Origin of the sequence: Streptomyces sp. LUP47B (assembly GCF_001746295.1) — a bacterium.
Lineage (GTDB): Bacteria > Actinomycetota > Actinomycetes > Streptomycetales > Streptomycetaceae > Streptomyces.
The window spans coordinates 43184-55745 of the sequence record NZ_MJAH01000021.1 but is presented as its reverse complement, the minus strand read 5'-3'; the positions used below and the strand labels follow the sequence as shown (position 1 = coordinate 55745).

The window sequence follows — 12562 nt, the reverse complement described above, 5'->3', positions numbered from 1 at the left end:
CGGGTGCAGACTTGAGATTAACACTACCGGATCCAACAAACATTCCCCCTCTCGAAATCCGGCACACGCCGGATCTCACATGTCACTGGCGGCCGCGAGCGGGAGCACACAGGCCCCCTGGGCGTCGAGCTCCAGCCGGTTGGCTGCCCAGCCCCCGCCCGCCAGATGGGCCACCTTGTCGGCGCTGTCGGCGTCGACCAGCGCGAGCACGGTGGGCCCTGCACCTGAGATGACTGCCGGGACTCCGTCGGCCCGCAGCCGCTCCACCAGCGCGGCGCTCTCCGGCATGGCCGGAGCGCGGTACTCCTGGTGGAGACGGTCCTCGGTGGCCGGCAGCAGCAGCTCGGGGCGCCTGGTGAGGGCCTCTACGAGCAGCGCGGCACGGCCGGCGTTGGCGGCGGCGTCGACGTGCGGCACGGTGCGCGGGAGCAGTCCGCGCGCGGTCTCGGTCAGGACGGGCTTTCCGGGCACGAAAACCACCGGAACGATGGAATCGTCGGGCTCCAGCCTGATCGCCCGGGCGGCACCGGCCTCCATCCAGGCGACCGTGAAGCCGCCCAGCAGACACGGGGCCACGTTGTCGGGGTGGCCCTCGATCTCGGTGGCGAGCTCCAGGAGCGCGGTGTCGTCGAGCCGGGCCTCGCCGCCTATGGTCACGGCGCGCGCGGCGACGATTCCGGCGCAGATGGCGGCCGAGGACGAGCCGAGGCCCCGGCCGTGCGGGATGCGGTTGGCGCAGACGATCTCCAGGCCGCGCGGCTGGCCGCCCAGCAGGTCGAAGGCGGTGCGCAGGGAGCGTACGAGAAGGTGGTTTTCGTCACGCGGGAGCGTCTCGCTCCCCTCCCCCGCGATGTCGATGTGCAGCCCTGAGTCGGCCACCCGGACGACGACGTCGTCGTAGAGCCCCAGCGAGAGGCCGAGGGCGTCGAAGCCCGGGCCGAGGTTGGCGCTGGTGGCGGGGACGCGCACCCGGACGGCGGCGGCGCGGAATGCGGGACCGGCCATCTCTCGATGACTCTCCTTGAGCTGCGTGATTGTCGAATGACATTCGATGACGTACGAAGACCCGGCCGACCGCGGAGACGACGCGGCACCCCGCTGTACGCGAGGGCATATGCAGCGGGCGGGTTCGGTACAGCCTATCGAAGGAAGGTTCTGTGGCGACATAGGGCGCACAGGAGGCGCACGATGCGTGTCGTAAGCCCCCTGTGCACCCCTCCTGGGGATTCCCCGCTCGGACGACGCGGACCGGCTTCTCAGGCGAGCCCGAGGCGCTCGGCCGCCGTGGCCGCGTCGACCGGGACGGTGACCGGCTGCGGGGCGCCCGCGACGGCCCAGTCCGGGTCCTTGAGGCCGTTGCCGGTGACCGTGCACACGATCCGCTGGCCCGGGTCGACCTTGCCCTGCTCGGCGGCCTTCAACAGACCGGCCACGGACGCGGCGGAGGCGGGCTCCACGAAGACACCCTCCTGAGCGGCCAACAGCCGGTAGGCGCGCAGGATCTCACGGTCCGTCACCTCGTCGATGAACCCGCCGGACTCCTCCTTCGCCGCGAGGGCGTACTGCCAGGAGGCCGGGTTGCCGATACGGATGGCGGTGGCGATGGTCGAGGGGTCCTTGACGATCTCGCCGCGCACGATCGGGGCACTGCCGGAGGCCTGGAAGCCCCACATCCGGGGCGTCTTGGCGGCCACCCCGTCGGCGGCGTACTCCTTGTAGCCCTTCCAGTACGCCGTGATGTTGCCGGCGTTGCCGACCGGGAGGACGTGGATGTCGGGCGCGTCGCCGAGCATGTCGACGATCTCGAAGGCGGCGGTCTTCTGGCCCTCGATGCGCACCGGGTTGACCGAATTGACCAGCGCCACCGGGTAGTTGTCGCTCAGCGCACGGGCCAGGGTGAGGCAGTCGTCGAAGTTTCCGTCGACCTGGAGGATCTTCGCCCCGTGGATGAGCGCCTGGCCCATCTTGCCGAGCGCGATCTTCCCGCGCGGAACGAGTACGGCGGAGACCATGCCCGCGCGTACGGCGTAGGCGGCGGCGCTCGCCGACGTGTTGCCGGTGGAGGCGCAGATGACCGCCTTCGCGCCCTCCTCCTTGGCCCGCGTGATCGCCATGGTCATACCGCGGTCCTTGAAGGACCCGGTGGGGTTGGCGCCCTCCACCTTGAGGTGGACCTCGCACCCGGTGCGCTCGGAGAGCACCTGCGCGGGCACGAGGGGCGTGCCGCCCTCGCGGAGCGTCACGACCGGCGTGGTGTCGGAGACGGGCAGCCGGTCCCGGTACTCCTCGATGATTCCGCGCCACTGGTGGGTCATTGCTCGTTACTCTCCTTCAACCCGCATGATGCTGGCGACACCCCGCACGGTGTCGAGCTTGCGCAACGCCTCGACGGTCCCGCCCAGGGCGGCGTCGGACGCGCGGTGCGTGACGACGACGAGGGATGCCTCGCCGTCCTTCCCCTGCTGCCGAACGGTATCGATGGACACCCCGTGCTCGGCGAACACGGTCGCGACCTGGGCGAGAACACCCGGTTTGTCCGCCACATCGAGGCTGATGTGGTAGCGCGTGACGACCTCGCCCATGCCCGAGACGGGCAGGGCGGTGTACGCGGACTCACCCGGTCCGGTCGTGCCGCTGAGCCGGTTGCGGCAGACGGCGACGAGGTCGCCGAGGACGGCGGAGGCGGTGGGGGCGCCGCCCGCGCCCGGGCCGTAGAACATCAGCTGGCCGGAGGCGTCGGACTCGACGAACACGGCGTTGTACGCGCCGCGCACGGAGGCCAGCGGGTGGCTCAGCGGGATCATCGCGGGGTGCACGCGCGCGGTGACGGACTGCCCGTCCTCGGCCCGCTCACAGATGGCGAGCAGCTTGATGGTGCAGCCCATGTTCCTCGCGGAGGCGAAGTCGGCCGCGGTGACCTCGGTCATGCCCTCGCGGTAGACGTCGTCGAGACGCACGCGCGTGTGGAAGGCGATTCCGGCGAGGATGGCGGCCTTGGCGGCGGCGTCGAACCCCTCGACGTCGGCGGTCGGGTCGGCTTCCGCGTACCCGAGCGCCGTGGCCTCGTCGAGGGCCTCCTGATAGCCGGCCCCCGTGGAGTCCATCTTGTCGAGGATGAAGTTGGTCGTTCCGTTGACGATGCCGAGCACCCGGTTCACCTTGTCGCCGGCGAGGGACTCGCGCAGCGGACGGATCAGCGGGATGGCACCGGCGACGGCGGCCTCGTAGTAGAGGTCCTTGCCGTGCTGTCCGGCCGCCGCGTGGAGGGCGGCGCCGTCCTGGGCGAGGAGCGCCTTGTTGGCGGAGACGACGGAGGCGCCGTGCTCGAAGGCGGTGGTGATGAGGGAACGCGCGGGCTCGATCCCCCCGATGACCTCGACCACCACATCGATGTCCCCGCGTTTGACGAGGGCGGTGGCGTCGGTGGTGACGAGTTCCTGCGGAATGCCCTCACGGAGCTTGGCGGGCCGCCGTACCGCGACCCCCGCGAGCTCGACGGGTGCCCCGATCCGGGCGGCGAGGTCGTCGGCGTGCGTCGTCATGATGCGCGCCACTTCTGAGCCGACCACTCCACAGCCCAGCAGCGCCACCTTCAGCGGACGCGTACGCATCATCCGACCTCGTTTCCTCATACCGTCTACGGTGGGACCAGTCTCACTCACCGGACGGGAGTTTCTGCCCCTCGTCCGGATTATGAGACATCTATTTCATTTGTCCGGGGGCGGAAGACCGAAGATCTTCCTTCGCCGCTTTCCTTCGCCGCTTTCCTTCTTCGTTTTCCTGCGCCGCTTTTCCCGTCATCCGACGTCGAGCCGCAGAAGGTCCTCCTCCGTCTCACGGCGGACGATGACCCGGGAGGCGCCCTCGTGGACGGAGACGACCGGCGGACGCAGCACGTGGTTGTAATTGCTCGCCATGGAACGGCAGTAGGCGCCCGTCGCCGGTACGGCGATGAGGTCACCCGGTGCCAGGTCGGCCGGCAGGAACGCGTCCTTGACCACGATGTCCCCGCTCTCGCAGTGCTTGCCGACGACGCGGGCGAGCATGGGCCCGGCGTCACTGGTCCTGGACACGAGGGCGACGCTGTACTCGGCGTCGTACAGCGCGGTGCGGATGTTGTCGGACATGCCGCCGTCGACGGAGACGTAGGTGCGCAGCCCGTCGAGGGGCTTGATGGTGCCGACCTCGTAGAGCGTGAAGGCGGTGGGGCCGACGATGGCGCGCCCGGGCTCGACGGAGATCCTCGGGGTCCGCAGCCTGGCGGCCTCGCACTCCCTCGTGACGATCTCGGTCAGCGCCTTGGCGATCTCGTGCGGCTCACGGGGATCGTCGTCGCTGGTGTAGGCGATGCCGAGGCCACCACCGAGGTCGATCTCCGGAAGCTCGACACCGTGCTCGTCACGGACGTCCTTGAGCAGTCCGACCACGCGATGCGCGGCCACCTCGAAGCCGGACATGTCGAAGATCTGCGACCCGATGTGGGAGTGGATCCCGATGAGCTCGAGACCGTCGAGCTGCAGCGCCCGCCGTACGGCCTCGGCGGCCTGTCCGCCGGCGAGCGGAATGCCGAACTTCTGGTCCTCGTGGGCGGTGGCGATGAACTCGTGGGTGTGGGCCTCGACGCCGACAGTGATCCGGATCTGGACCCTTTGGCGCTTCCCCAGGCTCTGGGCGATGTGCGCGACGCGGACGATCTCCTGGAAGGAGTCGAGGACGATGCGTCCGACGCCGCTCTCGACGGCCCTGGTGATCTCTTCCCCGGACTTGTTGTTGCCGTGGAAGGCGATGCGGTCGGCGGGCATGCCGACGGACAGGGCGGTGGCGAGCTCGCCGCCGGAGCAGACGTCCAGGTTGAGCCCCTCCTCGTGCAGCCAGCGCACGACGGCCCGGGAGAGGAACGCCTTTCCGGCGTAGAAGACGTCGGCATCGGCCCCGAAGGCACCGCGCCACGCACGCGCCCGGGCCCGGAAGTCGGCCTCGTCGACGACGTAGGCGGGGGTGCCGTGCTCCTCGGCGAGGGTCTTGACGTCGATGCCGCCGACGGTGACGACGCCGTCCTCGTCACGGCCGACCGTCTGGGCCCAGACCTTGGGGTCGAGGGTGTTGAGATCGGCGGGCGGGGCGGAGTAGTGACCCTCGGGAAGGACGTCGGCGTGCCGGGGCCCGGCGGGGTGTGCGGAACGGCTCATCTTCTTGACTGGCTCTCTAGAGGTGTTCGGGTGCGTCGATGCCGAGCAGGGACAGGCCACCGGCCAGCACCGCCCCGGCGGCTTCGGCGAGCGCGAGCCGGGCACGGTGGGCGGCCGAGGGTTTCTCCGCACCACGAGGAAGGACGACGGCGAGAAAGGGGAGGACGGCATCGGCGACGGTGACGAGGTGCCGGGCCAGGCGGTCGGGGGCGTGGTGCGCGGCGGCCGCCTGGAGGATGCGGGGGTGATCGGCGAGGGTGTGCCGTAGGGCGGTCGTGTCGTGTGTGCCCTGTACGACGGTCTCCGGTACGGCTGCGTCTGTGCCCGGTAGGACCTGTAGGTGCAGGTCCGGGTCCCCGGGCTCGGCGTGGAAGCCCAGGTCGGCGGCGTTGCGGGTGAGGGCCCGGGTGCGGGCGTGGGCGTAACGGACCCGGAAGAGAGGGTTGCTCTCGCGCTGGACCAGGTGGTCGGCGGTGATGCGGGGCCGGTCGTGGAGGGCGGGGTGAAGAAGCGCCCAGCGGGCGGCGTCCCGGCCGAGGGGGGTGGGATCGGCGGGGGCCGCCGGTACGGGACGCACGTTGACGTCGAGGGGGGCGGGGGCGTCGGGGGTGCCGTATGCGTCGACGTCGACGCCGAGGATGTCGGCCCACTCGGGCTCGGGCCTGCCGGCACAGCTGGTGCGGACGAGGGCGCCCTGGGAGCGGAGGATGCGGGCCACGGCGTCCATGACGACGACGGCGCGGACCTCGTGGGGAGCGTGCAGCTGCACGAGCCGGCCGGTGGGCCGGTCGGCGTGACCGTACCGGTGACCGCTCAGCAGGATCTCCCGTACCAGGGCCGTCTCGGTCCCCCGCAGGCTGATGTTGAGAAACCCGGGTCCGGTGACGACGACGTCGCGGATGCCGTCCGTCCGGACGAGGCGCTCCCGGAGGATCTCGGCGACCCGAAGCGGCGGCTGCCCGGCGGGGCGGGCGAGCTGGAGGGCGACGTTGGTGGCGTAGTCACCACAGCCACCGGGCCCGGGGGGCGTGACGCTGGTCCGCCCCGGCACGGCCACGTCCAGCTCCCCGTCATCGACAGCACGACGCACCGCGCGCAGCACGGTACGGGAGAGCTCGACGGGGGTCACGGGACAAGCGTATGGGAGGAGGGGGGTGGGAGGGCGAGCGGGTTTGGGCGGGGGTCCGGGATGTGGACGGTCGACTTTCGCGGGCGGGGGGACAGGGGATGTCCGCCTTATGGGGAGGTCAGTGTGTGTCGCTGGGAACCGCTGCCCCAAGGCGCTGTGATCAGCCGCCGGCGCGACCGGCCCGCTCGGTCTCCCCGCCCCCGAGGACACCACCGACCAGACGACCGTCCTCGACACCGGAACCGGGGGCTCGCCCTTGCGCGCTCTGCTCCATCAACTGCCGTACGAGCTGTACGAGTTCGGCGGGCTCGAAGGGCTTGGCGAGGAAGGCGTCGACGCCGACGTCGAGACCGCTGTCGACCTCGTACTGCGTACAGGCACTGACGATGGCGAGGGGAAGGTGAGCCGTCCGGGGGTCGGAACGCAGCCGCGCGGCGGTCCGCAGCCCGTCCAGCCGGGGCATGACCACATCGAGGGTCACGACATCGGGACACACCTGATGAACGACATCCAGACACTCGACACCATCGGCCGCGGTCACGACCTCGAGACCCTCCAGCTCGAGATTGACCCTGATCAACTGCCGGATGACCTTGTTGTCGTCCACAACAAGCACCCGACCCGACGCGCCTGGCACAACTCGAGAGTAGGTGCGGACCGGCCACCGCGTCCGGGTTTTCCCCACTTCCACCCCGCCCGTGAACCCACACCCGGTGCACCGCCGCGAAACCCGTTCCTGATCACCCCGAGGGAGCTGGTAGTGTTCTACCCGTCGCCGCGAGCCACCAACTCCGCGCCCGACACGCCCCCGTAGCTCAGGGGATAGAGCAACGGCCTCCGGAGCCGTGTGCGCAGGTTCGAATCCTGCCGGGGGCACCCTGTATGAGGTGCCCAAAGACCCCGTCACCAGCGGAAACGCTGAGGCCGGGGTCTTCGCGTATGTGCAGCCGTATGTCGGGGTCCGTGGACTATTCGTGGACACGATCTTGAGGCGTTGTCCCTGGTCAACCTCGGGAACGGCGAAGGCCCCCGGACGCATCCAGGGGCCGCACCGTGCAGAGGTGCCGTTCGCTAGTCGGCCGTGACGCCCCAGTAGCCGATCTGCTCGGGTCGGCCGTCACTGTAGAGCACCGTGCAGTTTCCTTGAGCACGGCCCGGGAAGGCCAGCCGCTCGGAATCGAGGGCGTCGTCCCACTCCTCGTATGTGGGCCGGCCTTGGGGAGCCCACGCGCGCACTTCGTCGTCAGTCAGCGGCCGCATGAACGGACCGTCGTCGGTATCCGTGGCGCCGATCATGAGGGGGAAGTCCAGCACAGTGCACGTGCCGCCAGTGAAGATGTACTCCTGCCACTCCGGGTCGCGCCACAGTTCTTCGACGGATCGACCCACGAAGCCATGGTTGTCCCCTGCCAGGGTCTCTTCCTGAGCCTGCCGGAATGCAACCGCCAGGTCCTGCTGATACGGGCCCGTGTGGCTCCATGCGTTGCCGCCCATCGCCGTCCCCTCCCCATCTGAACTGCTCGAACGTAACCGCAGAGTAGGAGACGGCGCCGACAGCGCACTGCTCTTGATCATTCGTACTCGCGCAACAGCTCTTCGATCTTGCGGTTGGCGACCTCCTGCCGACCGTCGATGCACTTGGCGTAGCGGCTCAGCAGGACCTCAACGCTGTTGCCCGCATGTTCGGCGACCTCGGTTGCGTCGGCCCGGAGTTGAGCCAAGTAGACAGCGCCGAGTGCCGGAGGTCGTACGGACGGGCGGCGAGCGGGGAGGCGAAAGCGGCCGGCAGGAGCGCCAGCGCGCGAGCTTCCTGCCACACCCGGAAGTACGTCGACGAGCCGACCACTCCCCCGCGTTCGTTGGTGAAGAGCCGTCCGTCGTCGGCCACGCCGAAGGTATCGATGTGGTCCCGCAGGATCGCGACGAGGTGAGGCGGGATCGGCACGGGCCGGACCTCTTCCACGGGCCGGTTCTTGAGTCCCCGGTCGTCGTGCGTCTCGCCGGAGTCGGTCCACCGCTTACCGCTGGGACGAGTGTTGTTCAGCAGTGCCGTTCCCCATCCCTTTTCCGGAAGCTTGAGGCCTGCCTCCTCACGGCCCTGGCGGGTGTTGCAGTCCTCTTACTGCGCTGAAGCTAGCCAAGCCGCCAGTGTGCCCCCGACGTGCCTGTTCCTGAAGTGCGTCGGGGGCTACCGCGGGACATCGGGGAGCACGCGCGGAATGCCCAAGTCGGCGTCTCTCCAGTTCAGGCGACATCCGCATACGCGATCTTCCAAACAGGTGCTCTGGTCCGAGCCAGCAAGGGCACTCGTTCATTGAGATTCCTCCGGCCACGAATACGAGATACAGGTCCTGGCGGGGGTGATGCCCTTGGCAGAGAGGGCGGTCCCCTGCCACGATCAAGCCGTGTTCAACGTGGAGAAGATCGCGAGGTGGGCGAAGGCCTTCCTCGACGTAGTGGGTGGTCCTGCACTCGGTCTGATGCTGCTGTCCCTCGGCATTCAGACCTACCGCAACGGTGGATCCGTAGGTTGGCCCATCGCGGGATCCGCTCTGCTCTTGATCAATTTGTGGGTGGCCTGGCGACGAGTCGCCCAACTCAGGAAGCCGACGTCAGCGGCGTAGCCCACGCGCAGATAACCGCCCATCCGCTGTCTGCTGCCCAAGGGACGAAGGTCGCAGAGCCTAGTGCTCCATGTCCTGCTGTCGGGGTCCGTCACGCACACACGACCCTCGTGGACCATCCGTGGACAAGCAACCGACAAGCGCTCAGCAGGGAGGCCGTGACCTGCGCATGCCCGGGACCGAAAAGCCCTCCGGAGCCGTGCCGGCAGGTTCGAATCCTGCCGGGGGCACCTTGGATCAGGTGCCCAAAGACCCCGTCACCAGCGGAAACGCTGAGGCCGGGGTCTTCGCGTATGTGCGGCGGCTGTGTGTCGGGGCTCAGCCGACTTCAGGCCAGGTCTCTGGTGGTTCCAGTTCAGTCTGGCGCTCCACTTGGCGCTCGTTCTCGGTCCGCAGACTCGTCAACCAAGGCCAGAGATCGGGTAGCGGTTGCCCCGAGCAGACAAGGCGGTTCTCGATGCGGCACCCCTACCCCTGGAACGGATCTGGCGGGCAGACGCCGTAGACCGTCACTCGGCCTTCGGACAGCGCGATCCACCGGTACTCCGCCGGCACTGTGTGGGCCAGCGGCTCCATGCCCGGCTCCAGAAGCACCAAGTCATGCTCCCGCGGCGCCACGCGCTCGGTCGGCAGACCGCAGTACTCGCAGCGTGACTCCCTACCCTCCGACCTGCGCGGTCCTTCGTTTGAAGCCCCCGTACCGCGAGGGTCGACAGCCCGGGGTTCCGCCATTCCTGACACCTCGCGCAACGCGGAAAGGTCGAGCCGCAGTTGTCGACCGTCGGTGCGCGGCCCGGAGTCCCCGACCCAGTTCGGCGCGCGGTGTCCGCGCCGGTGCTGGGGTCCGGTTGGAGTACGTCGCCTGGGCGAGCCGCGCGATCCAACCGGCAGCTTGCCTACCCGCGGCGCTTGTCCAGTTCGATGGCCAGTGGTGTGGCGGTGAACATCGAGGAGTACGTGCCCACTGCGAGGCCGATGAGGAGGGCGAGGGCGAAGTCGGTCAGGGTGTCGCCGCCGAGGACGGCCAGGGCGGTGAGGATGAATGCGGCGCCCATGCCGGTGTTGACGGTGCGGGGCAGGGTCTGCAGGAGTGCCTGGTTGGCGATGCGGGCGAAGGGCGTCTTGCGGTCATGGCGGCCGAGTTCCCTGATCCGGTCGAAGACGACGACGGAGTCGTTGACGGAGTAGCCGATGACCGTCAGCAGCGCGGCCAGGAAGACGCCGTCGACGGGTTTGCCGAGCCAGGCGAAGACACCGATGAGGATCACGACGTCGTGGGCCAGGGCGGCGACCGCCGAGGTGCCCAGGAGCCAGCGGAAGCGTGCCGCGAGATAGATCAGTTGGGCGGCGAGGGCGACAGCGAGGGCGATGAGGGCGCCTTGGCGTAGTTCCTTGCCGAGGCTGGGTCCGATGGCCTCGTCGCGGATCTTGTCGGCCCGGTGGGTCAGGGCGGTGATGGTGTCGGTGACGGTCGCCGCCTGGGTGTTGCTCAAGTGGTGGGTACGGACGGTGAGCTGGTTCTCGCCGGAGGTCTGGACGACGGCCCGGGGGAATCCCGCGTCGGCGAGCGCGGTGCGGGCCCGGTCGGCGTCGACAGGGGTGGCCGTGGTGTATTCGATGAGGCGACCGCCGGTGAACTCGACGCCGAAGTCGAGGCCGCGCACCGCGATGCCGCAGGCGGCGAGGACGAGGGTGGCGGCGGAGGCGGCCAGCCATCGGCGCGGGTGGCGCATCAGGTTCGGGTGGGTACGGGCGAGGCGATCGCGGACGGTGCCGGTGTGGGCGATGCCGGTGAGGCGGGGGCGGCGGCGCAGACGGGGGCGGGCGACGGCGTGGTCGGCCAGGGCCCGGGTGATGACCAGGGCGCTGAACATGGAGGCGAGGACGCCGATGCCCAGCGTGACGCCGAAACCGCGCACGGGTCCGGAGGCGAGGAAGAACAGCAGGCCGGCGGCGATGAGGGTGGTGATGTTGGAGTCGGCGATCGCGCTGAAGGCCCTGCGGAATCCGGCGGTCAGGGACGACCGTGGGGTGGGGCGGTGGCGGGAGGCGTACTCCTCGCGGGCGCGTTCGAAGACGAGCACGTTGGCGTCGACCGCCATGCCGATGGCCAGCACGAAGCCGGCGAGGCCGGGCAGGGTGAGGGTGGCGCCGAGGGCAGCGAGGGCGGCGTAGGAGATGAGGCCGTAGCAACCCAGGGCGACGGTGGCCAGGGCGCCCATGAGCCGGTAGACGGCGATGATGAACAGCGAGGTCAGGGCGGTGCCGATGACGGCGGCCCAGGCGCTGGCCCTGATGGCTTCCGCGCCCAGGGTGGGACCGACGGTGCGCTGCTCGATGGTCTCCACCGGCACCGGCAGGGCGCCGCCGTTGATGAGCAGGGCCAGCTCTTTCGCTTCGCTGTCGTTGAAGGTGCCGGTGATCTGGGTGGAGCCGCCACTGATGCCGGACCGGCAGGCGACGGACGGGTCGACCTGCGGCGAAGAGATGATCTTGCCGTCCAGGACGATGGCCACACGGCGGGCCGGGTCGCCGGCCGCGTGGCAGGCGGCCTCGCCGGTCAGGCGGGCCCATCCCCGTTCGCCCGATCCCCTGAAGTCGACGGTGACGTGCCAACCGGCACCGCTGTGCTGGTCGAAGCGGGCGGCTGCCTTCTTGACGTCCTTGCCGGTCAGTGAGGGTGCCTGAAGGCGGAGAAGGCGGCCGGACTCGTCAGCCATGACCTGCTCGCGGGGCCGCTTGGGCAGCGGAGTCGGCAGGTCGTCGGCGTTGGCTGCCGACCCGAGGACCTGGTGGAAGGTGAGTTCGGCGGTGCGGCCGAGCACGTCGGCCGCCTTGCGGGGATCGTGCAGGCCGGGCAGTTCGACGACGATCCGGTCACTGCCGGAGCGGGCGATGCCGGGTTCGGCGACGCCGAGCGCGTCGATGCGGCCGCGCAGCACCTCCACGGTGCGGTCCGTCGCCTCGCCGTCGGCGTCGTCAGCGGCGGTCGGGCGGGTTTCCAGCACGATCTGCGTGCCGCCCCGCAGATCGAGTCCGAGGTGGACGGGCACGGTGAGCGCGACGTACAGGGACAGGGCAACGGCAGCGAGGGCGATCAGCCCTCTGATGTGCGGGGATCGGTTCACAACGGGCCTCCGGCAGGCACACCGCGGCCAGGGCAGTGACTGCGGTGAAGAAAGTGGAGCAAGGAGAGGAAGAGGTTCAGATGCCGGAGAGCGAGGGCGGTGCCCTCATCCCGTGTGGAAGTGCCGGTTGCTCCGACGCAGGTGGGTCTGCCGCCGAAGCCGGGGGCTGTGCGGGCCGGAGCGGGTCGGTCGCGGTGTTGTGTGACGCGCCCGGGGCGGAGACCGGCGGTACATGGCGCTCGCCCGTGGCATCCCGATGGCTCCGGACCGCGGCGGTGGAGACAGCCGGGTCCGGGCTGTCCGCGTACGGCTCACCGTGCGCCGACTCCTGCTCGGCCGCGAGCAGCGCGCCGGCCGGTGCACCGGGGTGTGTACTGCTCAGGGCGGACGGGCTGAGCAGAGCGACGAGGACGGCGAGCAGGACGGCCCACACCAGGCCCGGGCCGGGACCCCGGGTGCGCGAGGCGGTGTGCGCGAAGCGGGCCACCACCG

10 protein-coding genes, 1 tRNA gene and 1 pseudogene are annotated in these 12562 nt (G+C 69.9%); 1 reads left to right on the top strand and 11 read right to left on the bottom strand.

Translation table 11 applies throughout. From position 1 onward, the window contains the following. Window positions 1-75: 75 nt before the first annotated feature. From thrB to BFN33_RS42275, 6 genes are all read right to left on the bottom strand, one after another. Window positions 76-1005 carry a homoserine kinase gene (thrB, locus tag BFN33_RS42300; protein WP_069765543.1) on the bottom strand — a complete coding sequence of 310 codons (930 nt, stop codon included), beginning with the start codon at window positions 1003-1005 and terminating at the stop codon, window positions 76-78. A 251-nt stretch (window positions 1006-1256) separates the two neighbouring features. Beyond that, entirely contained in the window at window positions 1257-2315 is a 1059-nt protein-coding gene (gene thrC / locus BFN33_RS42295) for a threonine synthase (RefSeq protein WP_069765542.1), read from the bottom strand. A 6-nt stretch (window positions 2316-2321) separates the two neighbouring features. Continuing rightward, complete coding sequence (locus tag BFN33_RS42290; protein ID WP_069765541.1) at window positions 2322-3614, bottom strand: homoserine dehydrogenase; 1293 nt, start codon at window positions 3612-3614, stop codon at window positions 2322-2324. Between the two features lie 183 nt (window positions 3615-3797). Beyond that, a complete protein-coding gene (gene lysA, locus BFN33_RS42285) occupies window positions 3798-5189 on the bottom strand; it encodes a diaminopimelate decarboxylase (protein ID WP_069765540.1) in 1392 nt (463 codons plus the stop codon). A 16-nt stretch (window positions 5190-5205) separates the two neighbouring features. Then, window positions 5206-6318: an ArgS-related anticodon-binding protein NrtL gene (gene nrtL, locus BFN33_RS42280; RefSeq protein ID WP_069765539.1), complete on the bottom strand. Its 1113-nt coding sequence runs from the start codon at window positions 6316-6318 to the stop codon at window positions 5206-5208. Between the two features lie 160 nt (window positions 6319-6478). Next, on the bottom strand, window positions 6479-6925 hold the full coding sequence (locus BFN33_RS42275) for a response regulator (protein WP_069765538.1): 447 nt from the start codon (window positions 6923-6925) through the stop codon (window positions 6479-6481). A gap of 197 nt (window positions 6926-7122) precedes the next feature. Here BFN33_RS42275 and BFN33_RS42270 point away from each other — a divergent pair. Then, window positions 7123-7194 (top strand) — tRNA-Arg (locus BFN33_RS42270). A 195-nt stretch (window positions 7195-7389) separates the two neighbouring features. Here BFN33_RS42270 and BFN33_RS42265 read toward each other — a convergent pair. The 5 genes and pseudogenes from BFN33_RS42265 to BFN33_RS42245 form a co-directional block, all read right to left on the bottom strand. After that, on the bottom strand, window positions 7390-7812 hold the full coding sequence (locus BFN33_RS42265) for a hypothetical protein (protein ID WP_069765537.1): 423 nt from the start codon (window positions 7810-7812) through the stop codon (window positions 7390-7392). 77 nt (window positions 7813-7889) lie between these two features. Further along, window positions 7890-8401 (bottom strand): annotated as a pseudogene (locus tag BFN33_RS53740) (site-specific integrase); the annotation flags it as partial. A 1009-nt stretch (window positions 8402-9410) separates the two neighbouring features. Continuing rightward, complete coding sequence (locus tag BFN33_RS54910) at window positions 9411-9674, bottom strand: DUF6083 domain-containing protein (RefSeq protein WP_256123025.1); 264 nt, start codon at window positions 9672-9674, stop codon at window positions 9411-9413. A 164-nt stretch (window positions 9675-9838) separates the two neighbouring features. After that, entirely contained in the window at window positions 9839-12070 is a 2232-nt protein-coding gene (gene secD / locus BFN33_RS42250; protein ID WP_069765536.1) for a protein translocase subunit SecD, read from the bottom strand. A 76-nt stretch (window positions 12071-12146) separates the two neighbouring features. Then, complete coding sequence (locus BFN33_RS42245; RefSeq protein ID WP_141758056.1) at window positions 12147-12557, bottom strand: hypothetical protein; 411 nt, start codon at window positions 12555-12557, stop codon at window positions 12147-12149. Window positions 12558-12562 lie beyond the last annotated feature (5 nt).

Coding starts and splice junctions, on each gene's coding strand:
- lysA (WP_069765540.1), bottom strand. CDS start 5,189: ATGAGCCGTTCCGCACACCCCGCCGGGCCCCGGCACGCCGACGTCCTT.
- thrB (WP_069765543.1), bottom strand. CDS start 1,005: ATGGCCGGTCCCGCATTCCGCGCCGCCGCCGTCCGGGTGCGCGTCCCC.
- BFN33_RS54910 (WP_256123025.1), bottom strand. CDS start 9,674: ATGGCGGAACCCCGGGCTGTCGACCCTCGCGGTACGGGGGCTTCAAAC.
- thrC (WP_069765542.1), bottom strand. CDS start 2,315: ATGACCCACCAGTGGCGCGGAATCATCGAGGAGTACCGGGACCGGCTG.
- BFN33_RS42265 (WP_069765537.1), bottom strand. CDS start 7,812: ATGGGCGGCAACGCATGGAGCCACACGGGCCCGTATCAGCAGGACCTG.
- BFN33_RS42290 (WP_069765541.1), bottom strand. CDS start 3,614: ATGATGCGTACGCGTCCGCTGAAGGTGGCGCTGCTGGGCTGTGGAGTG.